The following is a 23,688-nucleotide window of genomic DNA, read 5'->3' as shown; positions in this document are numbered from 1 at the left end:
CCGAAGATCACAGAGAGATACTGAGAACTTTATGAATACTGAACGATCGACGATCTCCCCACCGCGGGAGAAAACCAAGAAACTATTCCGGGTTTCCACAATTGGAAATGGGATACAGACACTGGCCATTTGGGCGTCTATCATTTTCTTTTCTATCGTCGGGATGATTTCTTTAATCATCACCACAACGATGCCGGATTACACCTACAACGTACAATTTACTACTAGAAATTGGTGGATCGTTTTAATACTGTCCATTGTCGTTGTATCAATTCTTAGCCTTCTAAGCCATAAAGACATACTGCAGAAGATTGATACAAGAGTTCTATCTCACGTTCTAGTAGGGTATAGCGTTATTTTCGGCGTCTTTTGGGCTGCTTTAGCCAATGTCTGGCCCGAATGGGACCCATTCTATGTCTTAAAAGCAGCTCAGGCGACATCAGATCCTAGCTTACAGCTGCAATGCCCCGGAGATGAGGTTTCCTGGATCCTCTGTCCAGGCGGATATCTCGAACGTTCCCCCTATCAGATCCCATTAGTTTTGTTCGATAAGTTTTTATATTATATTTTTGGAACGGGAACCTATCTAGCATTTGAGTTTATTAATGTACTCTGCACGGCGGCAACTTTCTATCTTCTCGGAAAATTAGCCGAATATATTTTCTCGGAAAAGCGTTTCACGAACACAACACTTCTGCTTTGTTTCGCATTCCTTCCGCTAATTTTCTATATAACCTTTGCATATGGAAATACTCTCGCCCTCCCCTTCCTCATTGCCGCACTTATTTTGCAAGTCAATTATTTTAAGAATCGACAACTACGATATGCGGTCATTTCGCTAGTTTGTCTAGTAATTGGTCTTTTATTCAAATCCAGCATGATCTATGTCTTAGCAGCAATGGTGGTTATTTGGATCATTGCCGCACTAAAAGACAGGAGCCTTCGAGATGGCATTTGCATCATCCTCGCTATTGTTTTTTACATAACCTCTGGGTTCATCACTTCGGCGAGTGCTGAATATCTGGGCCTGAACCCAAATAATGGTGAACCAAAAACAGTTTGGATCGCGATGGGCTTGCAAAAACCTTCCAAATCAAGCCCTAATAATTATGGATGGTATAACGGATACCCTCTTAAATGGGCTCCAGAAAATTACGATCTCTCCCAGATTGAGGTCGAGTCCAAAGAATCGATAAAACAATCCATTTCCGATTTCAAAAACGACCCTGCATACGCTTGGACCTTTTTCTCCAAAAAGTTTCTATCCGAATGGACAGATCCGCTTTACGAATCCCTGCTGGCGAGTAACTGGTCACATCGAGGAAATGATCGACCAATAATGTCAGAACGAGAAATCAGTCCTGTACTGCACTCCATTTATTATGGAAAAGCCAATAAAATGATCCTTTTACTAATGGATACCCTGCAATTCCTTCTTCTATTCGGAACTACGGTAACCGTATTTTACAAACGCAAGGAATTGTCAATTCATCAAATAGCCCCCGCCATAATACCCTTAGGAATGGCCTTGCTTTACCTCCTTTGGGAAGCACAATCGCAATACATCATGCCAGCCTACATAGTAATGATCCCCTTTGCCGGAGCTGGTTTGGTGATAACGGCCGATAAGTTTAGCCAAGTGATCAATCGCATAAAGTCCTAGTCAGCCTAGTGGGTGCGGTGCTTCTAAAAAAGCACCGCACCTACGCAGCCCTCTTACGACAGAAAATCACAACCCCCACCATCACAAGTGACGAGACTACCGAGATAATTTCTCCAATGCGCCACGAAATTGGCTCTATAAAATGAATTGTTACGGAACCTCTATACCCATTAGGGATATGCAGAACCATAACACCATCTTGATTCGCAGATAACCTAAAAGCGGAAGAGTCCTTCTCCGCTTGCACAACATAATGCGGATACATAAGCAGAGGAACCGTTACCTCAGCCCCGGAGGATGCAGAGGTAACCATCATATATACTTTTCCGCCATTCTTTTCATAAGTAGAGATAGAAACGTTTTTTGATGACGGATATTTTTCCTGATTGGCGATCAAAGTACCAACATCGGATTTCGAAGGTAGGTATTCTCCACTCATAACACCATAATTTCCGGTCGGTTTAAATTCTGATGAGGAAATATCGCCCACCGGCTCAGTATTCTGCATCCAGGTAGTTGTAGCGACTCCGCACTCAATGACGCAAAGAGCAATGAGAGAGGCCACAACCGACATATAAAGCGTTCGATAACCACCGTTTGTTTTTAATACAAAAATTCCAATACAGGAAATAAATACAAGAAGCATACTTGCGACACCAAGCAATCTCCACGGGAATTGGACTGTCGCAACTATCGATATTAGCTTATTCCAAAAATCAAATCGAGAATAAGACCAGTGAAAGAACGTAGTCGATGCAAAAAGGACACAAAATACGATTACTGCAGTCAGTAAACCAATTCTTATCCACGATTTATTGAACCTATTGCGGTCGGTCAAAATCGCTGCGACGACAAACACAACGGTGCCTGCCAGAAGAGACCATCCAACGCCAAAGGGCATATCCTGTGACATATCGACGCCCTCAACACTTGCGCCCCTCATTGGCACAAAAAGCATAAACAACTGGGACGGCTGAAGCGCATGGAGCGCTGCCGAGTCCATTTTTTTCTTCTACGCTTAAGGATCCGACCTTCATATCGACATTCCGGTAAAAATCCAAGAATGGCACAAGGAACCACAAAGTCAGGCCAATAGAGAGACCCAGCGATGCGAAAAGTCTCTTCCAGATAAGAGCTGAATGATTGCGAATTAACCCTGCAATAATAAATGCGACAACAACAGGAAGAACCAAAATCACACTAACAGTATGTGATAGTAAAATTCCTGAGCTTCCAACAGCAACCCATATCCAAGAGAATCCGAATCGATCTACGCGATCAAAAAACATAGAATAAAGACCATAAAAAAGCACCGGAAAGAACAGCAGTGCTGTATATTCACCAACGGATGCCCTCAGATACACATCTTCTAAACGATATGGAGACAACGTCCATAAATAGGTCGCCAAAATCCCCATCATTACGGAATTAAAAATTTTCCGCCCTACAAAGTAGGTGATTATTATTGTAAATAAATTAATTAAGAGAACAAATACCTTATAGGCACTTGTTACTGACAGTCCGAGTAACCTCAACAGTCCCGAGGGATATAGCAATAAATCCCCATACAGAATGGAGACAGGATATCCATATCCGTTTAACTGAGAGTACTGCATACGAACGGGAAACTGACCTTCTTTAAAAGCATCAGCGATTCCCTGTATACGATATAAATGAAAGACTAGATCATGCCCTGCCGTGGAAATCGGCAGGTAAGACATAAACATTGGAACGTTTACAATTACAAACAAGGTGAGGAGGGCAACAACCGTTACCCTCCCCCTCTTCGAATAATGCATCTTAAAAGGTTCCTTCATTGAGTAATTACTCGGAAATCTTCTGTTCCTGCACCAGATAATTCGGCCGCCCCTTGGTCTGCATGAAAATGCGACCAAGATATTCGCCGATGATGCCAAGGCTGAGCAGCTGGACACCGCCAAGGATGAGAACTACAACCATGGTCGACGCGTAGCCGGGTACGTCAATGCCCCACACAAATGTCTTAACCAAAATCACAATCGCGTAGATGACCGCCGCCAGAGAAACGATGCTTCCCACCCAAGTTGCGATCTTCAGCGGCGCCGTTGTGAAACTGGTAATGCCGTCCATAGCCAGATGGAACAACTTCAGATAGTTCCACTTGGTCTTGCCAGCCACACGCTTGTCGCGATCGTACAGGAACTCGATCTTCTTGAAACCGATCCAACTGAACAACGCCTTGGAGTTGCGCTCCGACTCGTCCAGACGCTTCAGCGCATCAATGCACTTGCGATCCAACAGGCGGAAGTCACCAGTGTCTTTCTGAATAGCCACACCGGATACCTTCTGCAGCAGATCGTAATACCAACGGCTCGTGGCCTTCTTCAGCCAGCTCTCTCCCTCACGCGAACGCCGACGCGCATACACATCGTCATACCCCTGCATCCACAGTTCAGCCATCTGAGGAATCAGTTCCGGCGGATCCTGCAGATCAGCGTCGATGATTACCAGACCATCCGTATGCACGTTCTCGATGCCCGCGTACATGGCCTTTTCCTTGCCGAAGTTGCGGGACAGGAAGATGTACTCCACGTACGAGTGCTTGCTTGCGTATTCCTTGATCAGGGGACGGGTATCGTCCTTGGACCCGTCGTCAACGAACAGCAACGTATAGTCCAGAGTCTCGGACTGCGAGACCAGCGCATCCATGCGGTCGAACAGGATCGGCAATGACTCCTGCTCGTTGTAGCACGGAATAAGAACCGTGATGGTCCGCTTCATCGAATCTTCTGAGGAGTTCTTTCGCTCGCTCATGTTCGTCCTCGCCTCATACCTTCTCCCCTCACCCCAGTGAAGGGCCGTAGATTTTCGTATTACACACAGCTAACAGGATTCTACCCCATAAGATTCTTAGGATTGCTCATACCCAATGTGACCGTGCCGGTTATGAGCATTCTTAACAGGTCTAATGCCCCATAGACCGCATAACGACGATGAATAATGATGCCCCATCAACCAATAAGGGAGAGCATTGCAATCACAACGCCATCGGCGGGGCGATCGCTGTTAAGCCGAACACTTCATAGTACTGCGGCTAGTCATACGGAGTAGGCAGAAACGCCACTGCTTCAACATCGATATGATGTCCGTCTGATGTCAATTAAGTATCTATATAACATATAGCTGAAGCAAGAAGACGCTCAAAATCACACAAGAACGAGGAGGCTTTTAATGAATAGCGCAAGCGGAAACAAGCCCGGTAAGGGAACACTCACCGGCGATCAACTCGATCGCATATTCGACGAGGGCGAAGATGTGCTTCAGTATGCCGATCTGGAGCACCCCATAGTTGAACATCACCCGCCCCGAGAAAAGCCCGAGAACATCGAAGCCCGGCAGCAGGCCAACGCTCACGAAGGCAAGGTCTTTACCAGCATCGACGACCTCATGAGGGATCTGGGATAACACGACACACAAGAAAGTGGAGGCCCTTTCAGTCCGGCATAGCTGGGCAGCCCACCCTGCGAGCGAAAACGAGCTTTACTCGTGATTATCATCGTCTGTTAACCCGTTCGACCCCTGAGGCCCAGTCAACATTTTCCTTACCGAAAGTTGAAGGAAGTCCCGCTTACCGGCAACTATCATTCAGACAAAGACAAATGGCCTCAGCAACACATGCCGAGGCCATCGAAGTAGAGCGTCTCAGCCTTTCGCCGAAGCAAGATAGAGAGAATACCGCTGCGGAAAGAATCCACCAAGCAATCACTCCGGTAACCGGATGATTACTCAGTACATCACGGTTTCAGCCTTGCACACGGAGGGCTGCCAACGTCATATCACGACAGCCCTTTGCTGCTAAAGAGGACGTCTGAATCGCCCTATCGAATCGGAACCCAACGAAGCTGAATGTTCAAAGTGCTTCACAGCTGAGCCGGCTCTTTCATCGACACCGTCAGTATATTGAATCCGACGAGAGCCAGTTAAGTTCAATACCAGATTTCTTACTGTCTCATGATTTCGCCATATTTTATTCAGCCAAGCGATACACCATAGCTGGGTCTCTACTTTCACGCACGATCAGATTCCGTTGCGTAAGAGAACGAAGCAGCTTCGCCGCGGTCGCCTGCGAAACATCTATCAATGACTGCATCTCGGCACGGATAGCGCCCATCCCCCTGCCACATCCGACCTTATAGTCTTTCTTATCTGATCGTTTAATAGATTGGTGGATCGTTGCGGCTTCTGCAAACGACTTCCCGAACAGACGAATGGGCCGGCATCCGCCAAGGAATGTGGAAAGAGGTGGCCGACTCCTTTGGGGTTGGAGTCGGCCATCTCATCGGTTACGCTGCGTGTAGCGGCTTTCCCTCAAGGGGAAGCCGATGGCGATATGCGCGGTACTGGATCACTTCTTGTTGAAGGTCCAGTGCTGGGCGGCGGAGTTGTTGGACGACCACATCTGGATGTTGGTTCCGTTCGTGGTGCCACCGTTGTCGGCATCGATCACGAAGTCCTCGCGCAGGGCGGAATGCAGGGTGACCGCACCGTTCTTGTCCTTCACCAGCACCCACTTCTGGGCACGGGAACCGTTGGACGACCACTGCTGCACGTTCGCGCCATCGCCCGTGGAGGCGTTGGAGACGTCCAGCACCTTGCCGGACTTGGCGTTGGTGAGCGTCACGTAGCCGTTCCCGTCGTGCGACACCTTCCACGCCTGGGCGTCGGTGCCGTTGGACTCGTACAGCTGCACGTTCGCGCCATCATCCGAGGAGCCACCAGCCACATCGAAGCGCATGGCCTTCTTGGCCGTGGACGCGATCTCGTACGTGCCGTCCGCCACATCACCCTGGTGATCGGCGGCCAGCTTGTCGAGACGATCCCGGCTCGTGGTGGTCTTCTTCAGACGCCAGCGCTGGGCCGCGGAGTCGTTCGAAGAGAAGATCTGCACATTGGTACCATCCGCGGTGTCGCCGCCAGCCACGTCGAGCACCAGATTCTCCGCGGCGCCGGACTGGATCTTGAAGCCGTTCGCGGTGGACACCGCGATCCACTTCTGAGCCCAGGTGCCATTGCCGGAGAACTGCTGCACGTTCGCACCCGGATCGGTGGAACCATTCGACACGTCAAGCACCTTGCCGGAGCCGGCGTTGGTGATGGTCAGATAGCCGTCGGCGTCGTGCCTGATGGTCCACGCCTGAGCGTCGGTGCCGTTGCCGGAGAAGATCTGCACGTTCGCACCATCATCATGCGAACCATTCGACACGTCAAGCACCTCCGCGTGCCTCTTGCCCGCGGCGAACTTGTACGTACCGTCGGCGATGTCGTTGCGATGCTCGTCGGCCAGCCTGTCGAGACGATCACGCGGAGTCTCCGCACCACTGATCCTCCACTGCTGGGCCACGGAACCGTTGCCATCGAAAACCTGAACCGCGATGCCATCGGCATTCACACCACCCTGCACATCAAGCGCAAGACTGGTGCTGGCCGAAGCGATGGTCAACGCGGAATCAGTACCCGACAACTCCCACTCAATCGCCGCGCCGGCATCATCCTTCTGCTGGGTCACGGCCTCACCGGCGACATCACCATGAGCAAGGAACAGACCGGAGTTCACGTTCTTGATCGTGTAGTTGCCATTGTCAAGATGCCTGAACTTGAAACGCTGCGCCATCGTGCCATTGGCGGAATACAACTGCGCACGAGCACCCACGGCCTTGGACGCATTGGTCATATCCACCACGCGCGAACCATCCTCCATCGCCGTGGCGATCACATACGTGCCGTCCTTCAACGTCACGTCCACGTTCACCGTCACATCCAGACCCTTCGCCTTGCCCGTCGCGGTGAACGAACCGATGGTGAAGAACCGCTGCGAATCCACGGAACTCCAGTCCACGGCCTCCTCGGTCGTGGAACCATCGGCCCACTTCACCTTCGCGGTCTTGGGCAGCTGCGCCACCGTACCCACATTCGTGGTCACATCCGCAAGCTTCTCCACACTCACCGGAGCGTTCTCCACCGTCACCTTCACCGTCACATCAAGACCGGCCGCCTTGCCCTTCACCTCGAACGAACCGGGCTTCGCATACGAATCCGCAGAAACCGCATCCCACGACACAGCCTCATCAGTCACGGAATTATCAGACCACGTCACCTTCGCGGTCTTCGGCAATGTCGGAGCCACACCCTCGCGGGTCGTCACGCCAGCCGGAGCGGCAACGGAAACCGCAGTCTTCTCAGGAGCGGGCGCCGCCTCCACAGTCACCGTGACCGTCACGTCAAGACCGGCCGCCTTACCCTTGACCTCGAACGTGCCGGCCTGCGCATACGACTCGGCGGGTACCTCATCCCATGTCACCGTCTCATCGGTCACGGAATTATCGGACCACGTCACCTTCGCAGTGGCGGGCAGCGTCGGAGCCGTACCGGCCTGCGTAGTCACACCGGCCGGAGCGGCAACGGAAACGGCGGTCTTCTGCGGCTCGGGAGGCGTGGTGCTGTTATCAGCGGACGGATCCCACTTGCCGGCGCCCGTGCCGATGTCCATCTTGGAAAGCAGATCAGAGCGCGTGGACGTCAGCTGATCGGCGGTCAGCGTCACGCCCTTGCCCACCAGGAATTCCTTGCGCTGGGCGTTGTCGGTCACCGTGTAGTCGTAGGTCGGCGCGGCCGTGCCGTTCTCGTCGGTCGAGTTGTATTCGACGAATCGCACGGCGGGATGGTAGCTCACGTCCACATTCTTGCCGTCGAGCTTGCGCGACCAGGTGCTCCAGCGCGTATCGACCTTCTGGCCGCCACTGGTCACCGTGGCCTTCACACCCGACACCTTGGACTCCAGCACCGTGGTGGCGCTCGACGCACCCGCCGGATACTTGCCGGTCTCCTGCTGCGTGAAATCGTAGCCGGTGATGGCACCGGACGCGTCGGTCACCTGCTTGACCTCGGTCTGCCACGGACGACCCAGCGTCGCCTTCCATTGCCCGCGTCAACGGTGAACACGCACTTGTCGAACACCAGACCGGTGTGGTCCTTATTCGTGTTCGGCGCGGTGAAGTAGCCGTTGTCCTTGCCCGCGAAGTGAGCCATGTGCAGCGTGGTGTCGTAGATATACGCGTCGGCCGAGCCGAACACGAAGTCCACGGTGCCTTCGATGTAGCTGTTCTCCACGTTCACGCGACCGTTGCCGTTGAACCACACCGTGTCCTGGCGGCCGATCATACGGCAGTTCACCAGATTCACCTTGTCGGCGGACGAGTAGAACGCCACGGCCGGGGTCTGCGAGCCCTCCTCGGGGTGCGTGGTGATGTTGAAGTCGTTCTGGAACGTGATGCCGTACGCGCTGAAGCCGTCGGCCTTCACCAGCACCGTGCCGGACGTGTTCGTACCGGCCGCGTGCGCCTTGTCGTACTTCGCGTCCTTGTCGGGCGTCACGTCGCCCATCGCCGCGTAGTACGCCTCGTGGATGGTCACGGCCTGCTTGGCGGTCTCGTCGGCGTTGCGGAACACCACGCCGGGCTTGGTCACCGTCACCTGCTCCTGATAGTCGCCGGGCGCGATCTTCAGCGTCAGACGGTCGGTGAGCGAGGAGTCGTTCGCGTTGAGCGCGTCCTGAATGGTCTGGTACTGGTAGTCCGCGCCCTTGCCGACGGTGACCGTGCGGGTCGTGGCGGCCGGCGTATCGGAACCGTAGTCCACGCTGATCGTGGTCAGGTAGAAGCTGCCCGTGCCGGTGAAGCTCAACGGCACGTAACGGGCGCTGCCATCCGAGGATGCGGGGACGGCGGCCGCCTTGCCCACGGCGATGTCATTGCCGTCGAGCTGGAGGCCGAGATTGGCGTTGTTGTTGCCCTGCACAGTGACGCTCACGCCCTGCGCGTCGGCGGCGATCGGCAGGTACAGCGTGGTGCCGCCGTTCACCTGGGTGTCGGATGCGCGCAGGTACACCTTGCCGGAGGTGGCGTCGATCTTGATGTCGTCGAAGCTGCCCTTGGCTCCCTGTACGGTCGGGTTCGCGGCGTCCACCGCGTTGCCGTTGGCGTCCTTGAGCAGGCTGGCGTTCGACGCGTTGAATGTGTAGGTCTTGTCCTTCGCCTGCACGTCGGGCGTGCCGTAGCCGCTGTCGGACGCGTAGTCGATCACGATCGCGGTGGCATAGTTGGCCGCGGTGAACTCGACCTTCACGTACTTGGGGAAGTCGGCCTTGTTGGCGTCCGCGACGGTCACAGCCTCGTTCGTGGTGTGGTCGGCGCCATCCACGACGATGGCAGTGTTGCCCTGCGAGGCGGCGATCTTCACGCTCACGCCCTTGGCGTCATACGCGACGGGGATGTAAAGCACGGTGCCGGCGTTGATCTGCGCGTCCTTGTTGGTGGAGCGGACGGCGAACTTGGCGCCGGTCGCGGTCGCGTCGACCTTGACGGCGTTGAACGAACCCTGCGCCTGCTCGATCTTCGCGGTGCCGGTGGCGTCCGCGGCGATCGGATTGCCGGACGCATCCTTGAGCCCGTCCGTGGACGCGAAGTCAATCGTGGTGTCCTTGGCTTCGGTCTCGCCGGGGGTGCCGGGGAATTCGGATGTGGCCGGATCGGTCGTCTGATTTGTTGAAGTGATGGTGGTATCGGATTGTTCCGACGTGGTCGTGGCCGCATTGGCCGGCACTGCGACGGCAAGCGCCATCGCCCCGGCCGCGATCACGCCCAACGCCGTTTTCCATACGGTGTTCTCATGCGTCATCATGATGCCTTGATCTCTCGAACCAACGAGGCGGCAAAAACACAAACAACAGCCTTGTCGTCTCACCTGTTGCAACGGCCGAGGCCGTCTGCGCCCATCATACGACGCGCCTGCCCCCTACGCATCCCCTCCGATACCGCTGCGGACGTCGCGGACAAGGATATCCGCCTCAACGTATGCTAAAGGCCGCCGATGTCGTATCATCGACGGCCTTTGCAGCTAAAGAGGACGCCTTAATCGCCCTATCGAATCAGAACCCAACGAAGCTGAACGTTCAAGTGGCCACCTAAAGTGCTTCGCAGTTGAGCCGGCCCTTTCATCGACACCTTCAGTATATTGAATCCAACGAAATCCAGTTCAAAATTAAGCTCAATATCAGATTCCTTACTGCCTCATGACTTCGCCATACTTTATTCAGTCAGGCGATACACCGTTGCCGGGCCGTTGCCCTCGCGCACGATCATGTCCCGTTGCATAAGAGAACGAAGCAGCTTCGCCGCGGTCGCCTGCGAAACAGCCAACAGCGACTGCACCTCGGCACGGGTAGCGACACCATGCTTCTCGACATAATCAAGAATTCTACGTTCCCGGTCATTCACCGGCTGCGGAGAATCACTATGCGATCGATCGTCACCCGTTCCCTGACCGGCAAAACGTCTCCGAGGCAGTACAAGCCGGAACACATGATCACTGATGTTGAATTCCGGCTGATCGGCCTCTCCGGAATAATCCGCCAGAATACGGCGAATTCCCGTTCCGTAGGCCTCCACAAGATGCAGCCGGTAGAACACATTCGCCAATTTGGGATTGCGCTGGCACGAAATGCCGTTGAACATGTCAGAGCGAGTCAACGAGTCCGGCAAGCCACCCGGGTTGAGGAATTCCATACGATCTGGGAACACGCTGACCAACGAGGGAGCGCCCAACGCATAATCACGATGCACGATCATGTTCAGCAGCGCCTCACGCAATGTCAATGGCGTATACGCATACTCATCCACGCGTTTCAGTCCCTCGGTCCGGGAGCTTACCGGATTATGACGATTCACAAATGCCGCAACCTGATCGATCTGATCGAACAAGGATCCGGAAAACTCCTGACGGTCCAAGAACGTCTCCTTGTCAGACTCGGTGAATTCTGCCGCCTTGATCGACACCGTGCACTGGTCAGACAGCAGCCATGCCAGATTCGTGAACATGCCATCCGCATTCACCATGCCCAACGTACGCATAGATGCAGTGGTGAATGCCATTCCAGCGTTATGGAACGCATGCTCCGCCGATCGGAACGTCAGGTCTTGCGTAATGCTTACAGCCTCCTCATATGAATCGCCGGCCGTGTTCCGCAGCATGTCCACGATCGCAGATTCCGAAGCAGGAATCGACGCGGCCCCCGATCGCACATATACTCCGGCCGGGCGAATGCCCTTGTCCGCCAAATAGTAAGGCCTATTCGTCCCGCGCCCGACACGCACCGCAACAACCACAGCCTTATCTCTTGCTTCCGATTCAACCGATACGAAAGGCATCAGATCGGGACGTATGCCATCGGAAATCGCCTGTGTGGCCTGTCTCATCGACTCATCGGCATTCTCCACACCACAAATACGCCCGTCATCATCCACGCCAAGCCAGATGGTTCCACCATCCGTATTCGCAAACGCAACTGCCGAGCGTTTGGCGCCCTGCACCCAGTCCCGCTTGAACTCCGTATGCAGTCCCTCCGACGATTCCACCATATCGATCATTCTCCTGCCGTATCCGATCTTATATCTTATCTTATCTTATTAAATCTTATCTTATCTTATCGTTAATAGATTGATAGATAGCCGTGATTGCCGGGAGGTGACGCCGACAAAGTCGGCCAACAACGCAGAATGCCGCAACTGCCAAAGCAGTTGCGGCATTCCTTTTCCCGGCTTACGCCGGTTCACCTTATCGGTTACGCTGCGTGTAGCGGCTTTCCCTCAAGGGGAAGCCGATGGCGATATGCGCGGTACTGGATCACTTCTTGTTGAAGGTCCAGTGCTGGGCGGCGGAGTTGTTGGACGACCACATCTGGATGTTGGTTCCGTTCGTGGTGCCACCGTTGTCGGCATCGATCACGAAGTCCTCGCGCAGGGCGGAATGCAGGGTGACCGCACCGTTCTTGTCCTTCACCAGCACCCACTTCTGGGCACGGGAACCGTTGGACGACCACTGCTGCACGTTCGCGCCATCGCCCGTGGAGGCGTTGGAGACGTCCAGCACCTTGCCGGACTTGGCGTTGGTGAGCGTCACGTAGCCGTTCCCGTCGTGCGACACCTTCCACGCCTGGGCGTCGGTGCCGTTGGACTCGTACAGCTGCACGTTCGCGCCATCATCCGAGGAGCCACCAGCCACATCGAAGCGCATGGCCTTCTTGGCCGTGGACGCGATCTCGTACGTGCCGTCCGCCACATCACCCTGGTGATCGGCGGCCAGCTTGTCGAGACGATCCCGGCTCGTGGTGGTCTTCTTCAGACGCCAGCGCTGGGCCGCGGAGTCGTTCGAAGAGAAGATCTGCACATTGGTACCATCCGCGGTGTCGCCGCCAGCCACGTCGAGCACCAGATTCTCCGCGGCGCCGGACTGGATCGTGAAGCCGTTCGCGGTGGACACCGCGATCCACTTCTGAGCCCAGGTGCCATTGCCGGAGAACTGCTGCACGTTCGCACCCGGATCGGTGGAACCATTCGACACGTCAAGCACCTTGCCGGAGCCGGCGTTGGTGATGGTCAGATAGCCGTCGGCGTCGTGCCTGATGGTCCACGCCTGAGCGTCGGTGCCGTTGCCGGAGAAGATCTGCACGTTCGCGCCATCATCATGCGAACCATTCGACACGTCAAGCACCTCCGCGTTCCTCTTGCCCGCGGCGAACTTGTACGTACCGTCGGCGATGTCGTTGCGATGCTCGTCGGCCAGCCTGTCGAGACGATCACGCGGAGTCTCCGCACCACTGATCCTCCACTGCTGGGCCACGGAACCGTTGCCATCGAAAACCTGAACCGCGATGCCATCGGCATTCACGCCACCCTGCACATCAAGCGCAAGACTCGTGCTGGCCGAAGCGATGGTCAACGCGGAATCAGTACCCGACAACTCCCACTCAATCGCCGCGCCGGCATCATCCTTCTGCTGGGTCACGGCCTCACCGGCGACATCACCATGAGCAAGGAACAGACCGGAGTTCACGTTCTTGATCGTGTAGTTGCCATTGTCAAGATGCCTGAACTTGAAACGCTGCGCCATCGTGCCATTGGCGGAATACAACTGCGCACGAGCACCCACGGCCTTGGACGCATTGGTCATATCCACCACGCGCGAACCATCCTCCATCGCCGTGGCGATCACATACGTGCCGTCCTTCAACGTCACGTCCACGTTCACCGTCACATCCAGACCCTTCGCCTTGCCCGTCGCGGTGAACGAACCGATGGTGAAGAACCGCTGCGAATCCACGGAACTCCAGTCCACGGCCTCCTCGGTCGTGGAACCATCGGCCCACTTCACCTTCGCGGTCTTGGGCAGCTGCGCCACCGTACCCACATTCGTGGTCACATCCGCAAGCTTCTCCACACTCACCGGAGCGTTCTCCACCGTCACCTTCACCGTCACATCAAGACCGGCCGCCTTGCCCTTCACCTCGAACGAACCGGGCTTCGCATACGAATCCGCAGAAACCGCATCCCACGACACAGCCTCATCAGTCTCGCTGCCGTCGGCCCACACGCCCTTGACGGTGGTGGGCAGCTTCGGGGCCACGCCCATCGCGGTGGTCACGGGGTCGGGGTTCTTCACCGAGACGATCTTGGACGGGTCCTGGCCGGCGGCCATGGGCACCACGGTGCGCTGGAACGGGGTGCTGATCTTGTTGGCGCCGAGACGCTTCACCGGGGTCATCACGTAGTTGGCCTTGGTGGTGTCCACGTTGGCGGTCTTGCTGTGCAGCGGGTTCCAGTCGTCGGCGAGCAGCATGACGGTGGGCTTGTTGTTGGCGTCCTGATACTGCAGCACGTAGGTCGGCTGGCCGATGTACGTGCGGGTATTGGAGTCGGTGTTGCCCCAGTTCTTGCGGGCCTCGTCGCGGCTCTGCAGCTCGGTGAGGCCGGTCCAGCCGTTCGGGTCCTCAATGTTCGACGTGCTTGCGTACTCGGTCTGCGTCGGATCCCAGTAATCCTGGGCGGACGTGATCATGTACGTACGGCCGTTCTCCTTGAACAGGCTCGGCGCCTCACGGTAGCTCACGTTCGGGAACTGGTAGGAACCGTCCGGGTCCACGCCCGTGTACGTGTCGTTGAGTCGGAACAAACGCACCTTCTCGGTGGACGAGACGATGTACGCCTTGCCGGTGTCGGGGTCGGCCCATGCGGACAGATCGCGCGAGGCGACCGGCGTGAGCTTGCCGTCCACGTTCACCTTTGGCTGGGCGTGCACCTGGCCGTCCTGCCACTTGAGCGGCTGGTACTTGCCGTCCACGGTGTCGGACTGGAACGCCACGAGCTGCGAGGAGCCGTAGCCCACGGTGCCTTCCCAGTGCGCCCAGATCAGGTACTTGCCGGTCTTGGCGTTCTTGAGGATGTGCGGGCGTTCGATCTTGCAGCCGAGCTTGGAGTTCTGCAGGTACTGCGGGTGCTTCTTGACCAACGCCTTGTACTCGTCACGGCCCTTTTCCTGAGTTCCCTCGTTATAGTTGAGCACCTTCGACGTGAGTCCGTCGACGTTGCCGTCGCAGTATTCCGCGGCGTTCGCGTCGTCGATGCTGGTCACGGCGTTGTCGAACTGCCAGTTGACGAGGTCCTTGGACTTGTACATGTTGATCGTCGTGTACAGCCACTGGTTCGCGAACACGCCGCCGGCGCCGTTGTAGTCGGTCGGCACGTTGTCGGGCGCGCCCTGGCCGACCCAGTAGAAGGTGTCGCCGTCCTTGAGCACGGAGCCGCCGTGGGCCTGGATCACCTGACCGTCGGTGGTCTTCCACGCGGTGAGGTTGGTCAGGTAGGTGCCCTCCTGCGGGGCGGCGGGCGTCTCGTACACCTGCGGCTCGGCCTTGGCGGTGAGCTTCACGCCGTTGTTCTCGAAGTTGATGGTGACGTCCTTGGTCTGCTCATCGTTGTCGAGCGTCGGCTTGTCGGCCGTCCAGTAGACGAGCTTCTGCTTGCCGGCCTTGTTCTTGTAGACCGCGCGGTACACGTCGTCGGCGTTCTGGAAGGTGCCGTCGACGTAGCTGTAACCCTTGAGCGCCAGCGTCACGTTCTTGATAATGTCGTACGACTCGGTGGTCTTCACGGCACCGGGGTTGCTCGCATCGTTGTCGTCGTTGATGCTGAACGAATCATAGCCAACCATGCGGTACGGCGAGGCGAGGTTCAGACCCTTGATGTCCTTGACGAGCAGCTGGCGGATCAGCCAGATGCCCTGCAGTCGTGAATCCTTCGGGATCTTGTCGAAGCCGCAGGACCAGCTGGTCTCGGTGCCGCCGGCGGAGCAGCCGAACTCGGAATCCATGAAGTCGTAGCCGGCGACCGGGCTGGACGCGAGCGGGCCTTCCGGGGAGCTGATCCAGTAGCCGTGGCCGGACAGCGCGGTAGCGTGCGCGGCCTTCATCTCGTCCTGGTACTGGCTGAGCTTGCCCGGACCGGAGAAGTTGCCCCACACGTAGGCGGCGTTCGGATCATACTGCTGGATGGTGTCGCCGATGAACTGGTCGAGTTCGATCCACTGGATCTTGGCCTCGTCCTTGTTGTTGCCGCCGGGCCAGTGCTCCTCGGACTCCGGCTCGTTGAACGACTCCCAGATGATGCCCTTGTTGGCAAACTTCTGGATGGCGTGGGCGATCGTGTCCTTCACCTGCTGCTTGGTGAACGACGGCACGGTCTTGTACACCTGGTTCGGATCGGGGTTGCTCACGGCCTTGGGGTCGGGGTTGCCCTGGCTAAAGTAGATGACCGGCTTGAGGCCGGCGTCAAGAATGTGCTGGATGATCTGATCCGGCAGATCGGTGCTCGGCGAGCAGTTGCCCGGCACCGACTGGTCGCAGTTCGGGTCGGCCGCGTTGAGCGGGCTGATCAGGTACGACGTCTTCACGTACGTCATGCCGGATTCCTTGACGAGCTTGATCTGCGCGTCGAGCGACTTCAGATTCGGCTCGGTCGGGCGCGTGCCCGGGCCCTTCCATCCGTACTCGCCGGCGGCGAGATCGCTCTGGCTGTAGGCCTGCGGAGCGTCGGCATCATTGCCCGACGCGCTTTCGGTCTGGTTCACATCCGCGGTGGATGCACGATCCACCTGCAGCGTGCTCTGCTTCGGCGTCTTGGTGTCGCCGACGTTCTGCGTACCCCACTGATACGGCCAGAGGAAGTATGCGACCGTCTGATCGAACGGTGCCGTCTTGGACGGCAGACCGGACTTCGCGATCTCCAGTTCCTCGTTGGACGTGTCGGTGGTGTCGGCCGCGGTCTGCACGGATGCGTCCGCGGTGGTCTGCACCGTTGCGGGCGCCGCCGAGGCAGCCGATGTGGTGACCGCCGCCATTGCCATACCCATGGATACGGCACATAACGCGGCGATCACTTTGAACGGTGCCCTTGCCGCACCGCTCGGGTTCTTCGCCTTACTCATACCTCATAATTCCCTTCTTCCGCCCGCACCTCGACGGGCGAAGTCACGCGAATTATAAGATCAGTAGACATTACAAGGGGAGTTAGCGCTCACATTTGCCATATTTTGCCCAAAAGTGTGATCACACTACGTAAAAAACCGCACACGAAACAGTTGCGTTTCACCGTCATATACAACGCTTCGTTCTCCCTCCAAGGGAGGGAGATGTCACGGCAAAGCCGTGACAGAGGGAGGGCTCGAATCCCACTACCCCGGCTTCCCCTTGAGGGGCCGAGCCGTAAAGAAAACGCCAGCGGCGTTTTCAGGCGAGGGCGAGCCGACAGGCGAGCAGAAAAAGACGCGGTCGAAGACCGTCCTCACTTGCAGGACGGTGTCAGCCGAAGGCTGACGGATGAGGTGATGCCGACGCAGTCGGCCGACAACGCAGGATGCCGCAACTGTCAAAGCAGTTGCGGCATCCTATTTCTCCAGCTACGCCGGCCCCACCTCATCAGTCACGCTGCGCGTGACAGCTTCCCCTCAAGGGGAAGCCGCTGCGCAGGGCATGTGGAGCAACCTACTTCTTCACGAAGGTCCAGCGCTGGGCGGCGGAACCGTTGGAGCTCCACATCTGGATGTTGGTGCCGTTCGTGGTGCCGCCGGCGGCCGCGTCGATCACGAAGTTCTCACGCAGCGCGGAGATCAGCGTGATCGAACCGTTGGCGTTCTTCTCCAGAATCCACTTCTGCGCCCACGATCCGTTGGAACCATACTGCTGCACGTTCGCGCCCTCGGCCGTGGATGCGCCGGAGATGTCCAGCACCTTGCCCGAGGCCACGTTGGTCAGCGTCGCATAGCCCTTGGCGTCGATCGACACCTTCCAACGCTGCGCATTCGTGCCGTTGGCACCGTACAGCTGCACGTTCGCACCGTCGTCACGGGAGGCGCCCACCACGTCGAAGCGCATGGAATCCTTAGCCGTCGACGCGATCTCATACGTGCCCTCGGCCACGTCAGACTTGTGCTCGGCGGCAAGCTCATCGATGCGCGTGCGCAGCGTCTTGGCCGCGGAGAACGACCAGCGCTGGGCCTTGGTGTCGTTCGAATCCCAGATCTGCACGTTCGCGCCGTTCGCGGAGGAGCCGCCCGACACGTCGATCACCAGGTTCGGGCTCAGCGCGGAGACCAGCTTGAACGCGTTGCCAGACTTCACAGCCACCCACTTCTGAGCGTACGTGCCGTTGGAGTCGTACTGCTGCACGTTCGCACCGTTGTTGGCCGAACCGCCGGACACGTCGAGCACCTTGCCGGAGTTGGCGTTCTTCAACGTCACATAACCGTCGTCGTCGTGCGTCACCTTCCAGATCTGCGCGTCGGTGCCGTTGGAACCGTACAGTTGCACGTTCGCACCGTTGCCGGTCGAAGCGCCGGTCACGTCGAGCACCGCAGAATCCTTAAGCGCGGACGACACCGTGTACGTGCCGTTCTTCAGATCGTCGCGATGATCGTCGGCCAGGCGGTCGAGCTTCTCACGCGGGCTGGTGGCGTCGAGGAACTTCCAACGCTGGGCCAGATTCACGCCGTCCTGCGTGAACGACCACAGCTGCAGCAGACTGCCATTGCTGTTGTTCGCGCCGGGCACGTCGAGCGCCATGTTCTCCAGGCCGTTGACGGCCGGACGGATCGTGAACGAACCGTCGTCCGTCAGGTCGATCCGCCATTCGGTGCCGTACGTGTCGGAGCCCTCACGCTGCTGGATGCGCGAACCGTTGCCGGCGCGCAGCGAGTAGGCCAGCGGCAGACGCGAACCCTGATTCACGATCGTGTAGTTGCCGTTCTTCAGCGCGGTCACGCGATACTTCTGCGCGGCGGTGCCGTTGCGGTCATACAGCTGCACGTTCGCGCGGGCCGCGGTGGAGCCACCGGGGATGTCGAACACGCGCTCGCCGCCGTTCAGCGCGGTGGCGATGGCGTACGTGCCGGTGCCGATCGTGACGTTCACGTGCACGGTCACGCCCTGATCCCAGCCGTCGATCGTGCCGTGCACGTCGAAGGAGCCCACCTGCGCGTACTGCGACTTGGCGACGGCGTCCCACTTCACGTCGGCCTTGGCGGTCTTGCCGTCGGACCACGTGACCTCAACGGTCTTGGGCAGGGTCGGCGCCTTGCGGGCCGGCGTGCTCACGGCATCCGGGGCGGCAACGGCCACGATGTTCTTCCACTGCGCGTACAGCTGCACGTCGGCGGTCACCGCGGTGTTGAAGTCGTAGGCGTCACGGCCTTCGGCATCCGTGGTCCAACCGGTGAACGTGTAGCCGGAACGGGTCGGATCGGCAGGCTTTTCGGCCTTCTTGCCCTCGGCCACCTTCTGCTCGGCAGTGGAGGAGCCACCGCGCGAATCGAATCGCACGGTATACGCACGGACCAGCTTCGACGTGGCCTCGCCCAGCGTGGCGGCCGCATCCTGGATCTGCTTGTCCGTGGCGTTTTGGTCGGCCAGCACCTTGCGCGCGTTCTCACGGGCGTCGGCGAGCGCCTTCCACGAGTCGGCGGTGTAGTCGTTCTCGTTGAGCTTGCCGGCGGCGTTGAGACTGTTCTGCAGGCTGTTGCGGTCGCCGGGTTCGACGGTGATGTCGAACGTGGCGGTCTGCTTGCCGCTCTGCGAGCCGGCGGGCGCGTAGGTGACGGTCACGGTCTTGGTGCCGACCGTGCTCATGTCGGGGCTGGAGACCGTGTACTCGGACTGGTCGAGCGTGCGCTGCGATCCGTCGGCGAGCTTGGCGGCCACGGTAAGGCCCGTGGCGTCGAACGTGTCGCCCACGTGGTAGCTGGTCTTGGTCGGGTTCGCGGTGATGGCGAGTCCGGTCACGCCGGGCGTCCACTTGGCGTACAGGTCGAACACGCCGTTGGCCTGGTCGGTGAGGTTGCTCACCTTCTGGCCGTCGTCGAACGAGTCGCCGGTGCCGTCGGCCTTAGTGTTCCAGCCGTTGAAGGTCCAGCCGTCGCGCGTGAACGTGTTCTTGGTCAGTTCCACGTCCTTGCCGTAGGCGAGTTTCTGATCGCTGGTCTTCTCCGGGTTGGAGCCGTCGTTCGCGTGGAAGCGCACGGTGTAGGAGTTGGTGCCCCACTGCGCGTACAGCGTCGTGTCACCGGTCACGGGCTTGGAGAAGTCAACCGCGTTCTTGCCTTCCTTGTCGGTGGTCCAGCCGGTGAACGAGTAGCCGGCGCGCACCGGGTCGGCGGGCTTGCTGATCGTGGAGCCGTCCTTAACGGTGACGGACTGCATGGCGTCGCCGCCCTGCGTGTCGAAGGAGACGGTACGGTCAGCGATGATCTGCGTGAACGCCTTGAGCGACTGCAGCGCGTTGCCGTGATCGTCGAACAGCGCCTGGTTGTCCCAGCCGGATGCGCCCCAGCTGTCGTACTCGGTGTTGTTCGGATCGTTATCCTTCGAGTATTCGCTGGCCCAGCCGGTGCCGTAGTCGTTGGAGTACGTGCGGTTGATCTGCCAGTGGTTGGTGCCGGGCACGACGGCGATCCACGCGGGCTCCCAGTAGAACGCGCCGAGGCCCAGATCGGTGCCGTTGTCGGTTTCGGTCACGGTCTTCATGATGTCGTGGATCACGTCGGCCTGGCCCTGAGCGCTGGCCGCGTAGTCGCTGACGCCGCCGTCGGTGAGGTTGTTCGCGAATCCGTCGCTGTCGCTCGTGGTGAACGGCTGACTGAACTCCATGACCGCGAACTTCTTCTTGTACGTTTCGGTGATGACCTTCTCGCTCTTGACGAGCGCGGCCATGCCGTCGTGCGAGTCGGTGTTGTCGCTGCCGGCGGACCAGAACGGGTAGTAGGTCATGCCGAACACGTCGTAGTCGAGTCCGTACTTCTGGAAGTTGTCGGCGATCACGTTGACGGTCCACGAATCGGAATACATCATGTGCACGGCGATCTGCGTGCTCGGGGATTCCTTGCGGATCACCTTGGCGGCGGAGTTCATGAGTTCGACGAGCCTGCCCCAGTTAGGGTCCTTGTCGAAGCTGTAGCCGTTGCTGCACACGGTGACGCCGAGCAGGCCGCAGTTGCTTTCGTTGCCGATCTGCACCATGCCGAGGTCCACGTTGTTGTCCTTCATGGCCTTCATGAATTCGGCGGTGTAGTCGGCCACGTCGGTCTTCAGCTGATCGTAGGAGTGGCCCTTCCACGCCTTGGGCGTGCGCCACGACGACGAGTAGAAGTCGTTGTAGTGGATGTCGACGTTGACCTTGAGACCGTACTTGGTGGCCTCCTTGGCCATTTCGGTCACGTTCTTCAGATCGTTGTTGCCGCCGCCGTAGGAGCGGCCCTGCGCGTCCTTCGGATCGTTGAACAGGCGCAGACGCACCCAGTTCATGCCGTTGTCCTTGAGGATCTTGAACAGCGGCTCTTCCTTGCCCTCGAAGTTCTTGAAGCGCACGCCGGCCGCGTAGAGCGCCTGGTAGCTGGAGACGTCGGCGCCGCGGATGGTGTCGTTCGTCACCGTGGGGATGGATTCCACGGATGCGGTCTCCTTGGATGCGCCGGTGTCGGAGCCGTCGGCGTACGGGTCCTGCGCGGCGGGCACCAGATCGGCGTCGGACGGGTTCGCGGCGGCGAGCTGCGCGAACATCTTCAGGGACTGCAGCGGCTGGCCGAGATCGTCGAACAGCGCGGCGTCATCCTGCTGGGAGGCGCCGCCGTTGTTCGCGTAGTCCACGTAGTCGGCGGCGTACTTGCTCACCCAGCCGGTGCCGTACTCGTTGGCGGCGTTCCAGTTGTCGTCGGCGTGCCACAGACCGGCCTTGACGGCGATCCACGTGGCGTCGCCGTAGAACACGCCGGCACCGTTCGCGTTGTTCTTGGCGGAGACGATCGACTTGCACAGGCTGCGCATGTAGTCGGCCTGCGCCTGCGGGCTGAGCGTCTTGCCGGCGGCGATCAGATCGTCGCCGCCCGTGGTGTTGGACTGGCCGTCGGAATCGTACTGCGTGAACGGGTAGAGCGTGTCGAGTACGGTCATGGACTTGCCGTACTCCTCGGAGACCATCTTGCGGGTCTGCGCGAGGGCGGCAAGGTCGTCGTACGCGGCGTACACCTTGGTGCCGAGCACGTCGTAGTCCACTTTGTAGTACTTGAGCATGTCCACGTACGTGGTGACCAGCACCGGGGTGACGGACGAGACGCCCACAGCGATCTTGGTGTTCCTGCTGTTGGCGGAGATGGCCTTGCTAGCCTCCTCGATGAGCGTGGCGATGGCCTCCCAGTTGTCCATGCCGAGGAAGCCGCCCTGCAGCGCCTTGTCCTCGTAGTACGGGGAGCTGATCTCGCTGCCGATCGTGACCATATCGGGGGTCACGCCGCCGGACTTGAGCGTGGCGAGCGACTGCTTGGTGTAGTCGGCCACCTTGGTCTTCAGGTCGTCCTTGGAGGTGGGCCAGCCCTTCGGCAGCTTCTGCACGGTCTTGGACGTGTAGAAGTCGGAGTAGAGGAACTGGATGTTCACCTTGAGACCGTTGGCCTGAGCCACCTTGGCGGTCTTCAGCGCGTTGTCGAGCGTGGGGTTGCCGCCGCCGTAGGTGTTGCCTTTGGCGTCGGCGGGGTTCACGGCCACCTTGAGCAGCACATAGTTCACGCCGCTGGCCTTGAGCAGCTGCATCAGGCCGGCGTCGTCGATCTCGTTGCCGTTGAAGTCGTGGAACTTCACGCCCGCGGTCTTCTCGGCCTGGTACGAGGTGAGGTTCACGCCGCGCACAGTGTCGGCGGTCATGGAGGAGACGCCGGTCACGCTGGCCGGAAGCTTCGTCACGCCGGTGTCGGTGCCCTCGTTCCATGCCGGGGGATAGTTGGGGTTCTCCGCGGTGGGCGCGGCGGACGCCGGAGTCTGGGACGACTCCTCAAGAAGCTGCTGCTGCGCGGACGCCGCGTTCTTTGCGGCCTCGGCCCGTTTGGCGGCGCTGGACGAGGCGTAATCCTGCCCGACGTTTGCAGTGGTGTTTGCCGCGGTGCTCGACGTTGTCGCGGCGGATGCCATCGACGCCGGAACCAGCATCGACAGCGCCGCCACGGCAGCGCATACCGCAGCCAGGGGTTTCCTGCTCATTCTCTTCCTTCGTGTGTTCCTGCTGTTTTCCTCATGCGGATCCACGCGCATGACTGCAGATGAACCCACATATGCAGCCGACGGAAGACTCCTCAATTGTCTTCACGCCGAACCGGTCAAACATCACGAATCTTACCATTCGGTAAGCATAAGCCCCGCCCCAATTTGCCAACGATTGCGCCCGTTCCCGAGGAAGGCGGACCCACCCCATCGTTCTCCCTCCAAGGGAGGGAGATGTCACGGCAAAGCCGTGACAGAGGGAGGGCTCGAATCCTTGAAACCCACCTTCCCGCGAGGGGCTGAGCCATAGAGAAAACGCCAGCAACATTTTCAGACAAGTCCAAGCCGACGCCCCGCTAACCCGGCTTCCCCTTGAGGGGAAGCTGTCGGCGCTAGCCGACTGATGAGGTGACGCCGACGATAGTCGGCCAAGACACAGAATGCCGCAACTGCACTGCAGTTGCGGCATCCCTATCTTCCGGCTTACGCCGATCCCACCTCATCAGTCACGCTGCGCGTGACAGCTTCCCCTCAAGGGGAAGCCGCTGCGCGAGCGACTATGCGGACGCACGCCCTCCCTCAG

Annotated in this window: 10 protein-coding genes; 2 read left to right on the top strand and 8 right to left on the bottom strand. The window is 58.4% G+C overall.

Annotation, left to right across the window (positions count from 1 at the left end):
* The first annotated feature begins 31 nt into the window (after positions 1-31).
* Positions 32-1,663: a glycosyltransferase family 39 protein gene (locus D2E23_RS05945; RefSeq protein WP_126030063.1), complete on the top strand. Its 1,632-nt coding sequence runs from the start codon at positions 32-34 to the stop codon at positions 1,661-1,663.
* Between the two features lie 40 nt (positions 1,664-1,703).
* On the opposite strand, the gene D2E23_RS05940 is transcribed toward D2E23_RS05945, so the two are convergent.
* The 3 genes from D2E23_RS05940 to D2E23_RS05930 are packed head-to-tail and all read right to left on the bottom strand — an operon-like array spanning position 1,704 to position 4,456.
* Complete coding sequence (locus tag D2E23_RS05940) at positions 1,704-2,576, bottom strand: hypothetical protein (RefSeq protein WP_126030062.1); 873 nt, start codon at positions 2,574-2,576, stop codon at positions 1,704-1,706.
* 10 nt (positions 2,577-2,586) lie between these two features.
* Positions 2,587-3,462, bottom strand: a complete 876-nt coding sequence (locus D2E23_RS05935) for a hypothetical protein (RefSeq protein ID WP_126030061.1) — start codon at positions 3,460-3,462, stop codon at positions 2,587-2,589.
* Between the two features lie 25 nt (positions 3,463-3,487).
* Positions 3,488-4,456, bottom strand: a complete 969-nt coding sequence (locus D2E23_RS05930) for a glycosyltransferase family 2 protein (RefSeq protein WP_241227239.1) — start codon at positions 4,454-4,456, stop codon at positions 3,488-3,490.
* Between the two features lie 417 nt (positions 4,457-4,873).
* On the opposite strand from D2E23_RS05930, the gene D2E23_RS05925 reads away from it, so the two are divergent.
* Positions 4,874-5,107 (top strand): hypothetical protein, encoded by a 234-nt coding sequence (locus D2E23_RS05925; RefSeq protein WP_126030060.1) that lies wholly within the window; start codon positions 4,874-4,876, stop codon positions 5,105-5,107.
* 940 nt (positions 5,108-6,047) lie between these two features.
* Here D2E23_RS05925 and D2E23_RS05920 read toward each other — a convergent pair.
* The 5 genes from D2E23_RS05920 to D2E23_RS05900 form a co-directional block, all read right to left on the bottom strand.
* Positions 6,048-8,573: an RICIN domain-containing protein gene (locus tag D2E23_RS05920; protein ID WP_126030059.1), complete on the bottom strand. Its 2,526-nt coding sequence runs from the start codon at positions 8,571-8,573 to the stop codon at positions 6,048-6,050.
* Positions 8,570-10,378 (bottom strand): pectinesterase family protein, encoded by a 1,809-nt coding sequence (locus tag D2E23_RS05915; protein WP_126030058.1) that lies wholly within the window; start codon positions 10,376-10,378, stop codon positions 8,570-8,572. Before D2E23_RS05915 ends, D2E23_RS05920 begins: the two co-directional genes overlap by 4 nt.
* Positions 10,379-10,785: 407 nt before the next feature.
* Entirely contained in the window at positions 10,786-12,123 is a 1,338-nt protein-coding gene (locus D2E23_RS05910) for an RNA-binding domain-containing protein (RefSeq protein WP_126030057.1), read from the bottom strand.
* A 256-nt stretch (positions 12,124-12,379) separates the two neighbouring features.
* Positions 12,380-17,014 carry an RICIN domain-containing protein gene (locus D2E23_RS05905; RefSeq protein WP_126030056.1) on the bottom strand — a complete coding sequence of 1,545 codons (4,635 nt, stop codon included), beginning with the start codon at positions 17,012-17,014 and terminating at the stop codon, positions 12,380-12,382.
* Positions 17,015-17,570: 556 nt separating this feature from the next.
* Positions 17,571-23,105, bottom strand: a complete 5,535-nt coding sequence (locus D2E23_RS05900) for a glycosyl hydrolase 53 family protein (protein ID WP_164520711.1) — start codon at positions 23,103-23,105, stop codon at positions 17,571-17,573.
* Between the last annotated feature and the right edge of the window lie 583 nt (positions 23,106-23,688).

The sequence above is a fragment of the Bifidobacterium callimiconis genome (assembly GCF_003952005.1).
In the GTDB taxonomy this organism is placed as follows: Bacteria; Actinomycetota; Actinomycetes; order Actinomycetales; family Bifidobacteriaceae; genus Galliscardovia; species Galliscardovia callimiconis.
The sequence above is the reverse complement of the archived record's forward strand: the minus strand, read 5'-3'. Positions and strand labels throughout refer to the sequence as shown.

Bases quoted from the DNA above. Each gene is read 5' to 3' on its own strand.
- D2E23_RS05945 (WP_126030063.1), top strand. From the start codon at position 32: ATGAATACTGAACGATCGACGATCTCCCCACCGCGGGAGAAAACCAAG.
- D2E23_RS05940 (WP_126030062.1), bottom strand. From the start codon at position 2,576: ATGTCACAGGATATGCCCTTTGGCGTTGGATGGTCTCTTCTGGCAGGC.
- D2E23_RS05935 (WP_126030061.1), bottom strand. From the start codon at position 3,462: ATGCATTATTCGAAGAGGGGGAGGGTAACGGTTGTTGCCCTCCTCACC.
- D2E23_RS05930 (WP_241227239.1), bottom strand. From the start codon at position 4,456: ATGAGCGAGCGAAAGAACTCCTCAGAAGATTCGATGAAGCGGACCATC.
- D2E23_RS05925 (WP_126030060.1), top strand. From the start codon at position 4,874: ATGAATAGCGCAAGCGGAAACAAGCCCGGTAAGGGAACACTCACCGGC.
- D2E23_RS05915 (WP_126030058.1), bottom strand. From the start codon at position 10,378: ATGATGACGCATGAGAACACCGTATGGAAAACGGCGTTGGGCGTGATC.
- D2E23_RS05910 (WP_126030057.1), bottom strand. From the start codon at position 12,123: ATGATCGATATGGTGGAATCGTCGGAGGGACTGCATACGGAGTTCAAG.
- D2E23_RS05905 (WP_126030056.1), bottom strand. From the start codon at position 17,014: ATGAGTAAGGCGAAGAACCCGAGCGGTGCGGCAAGGGCACCGTTCAAA.
- D2E23_RS05900 (WP_164520711.1), bottom strand. From the start codon at position 23,105: ATGAGCAGGAAACCCCTGGCTGCGGTATGCGCTGCCGTGGCGGCGCTG.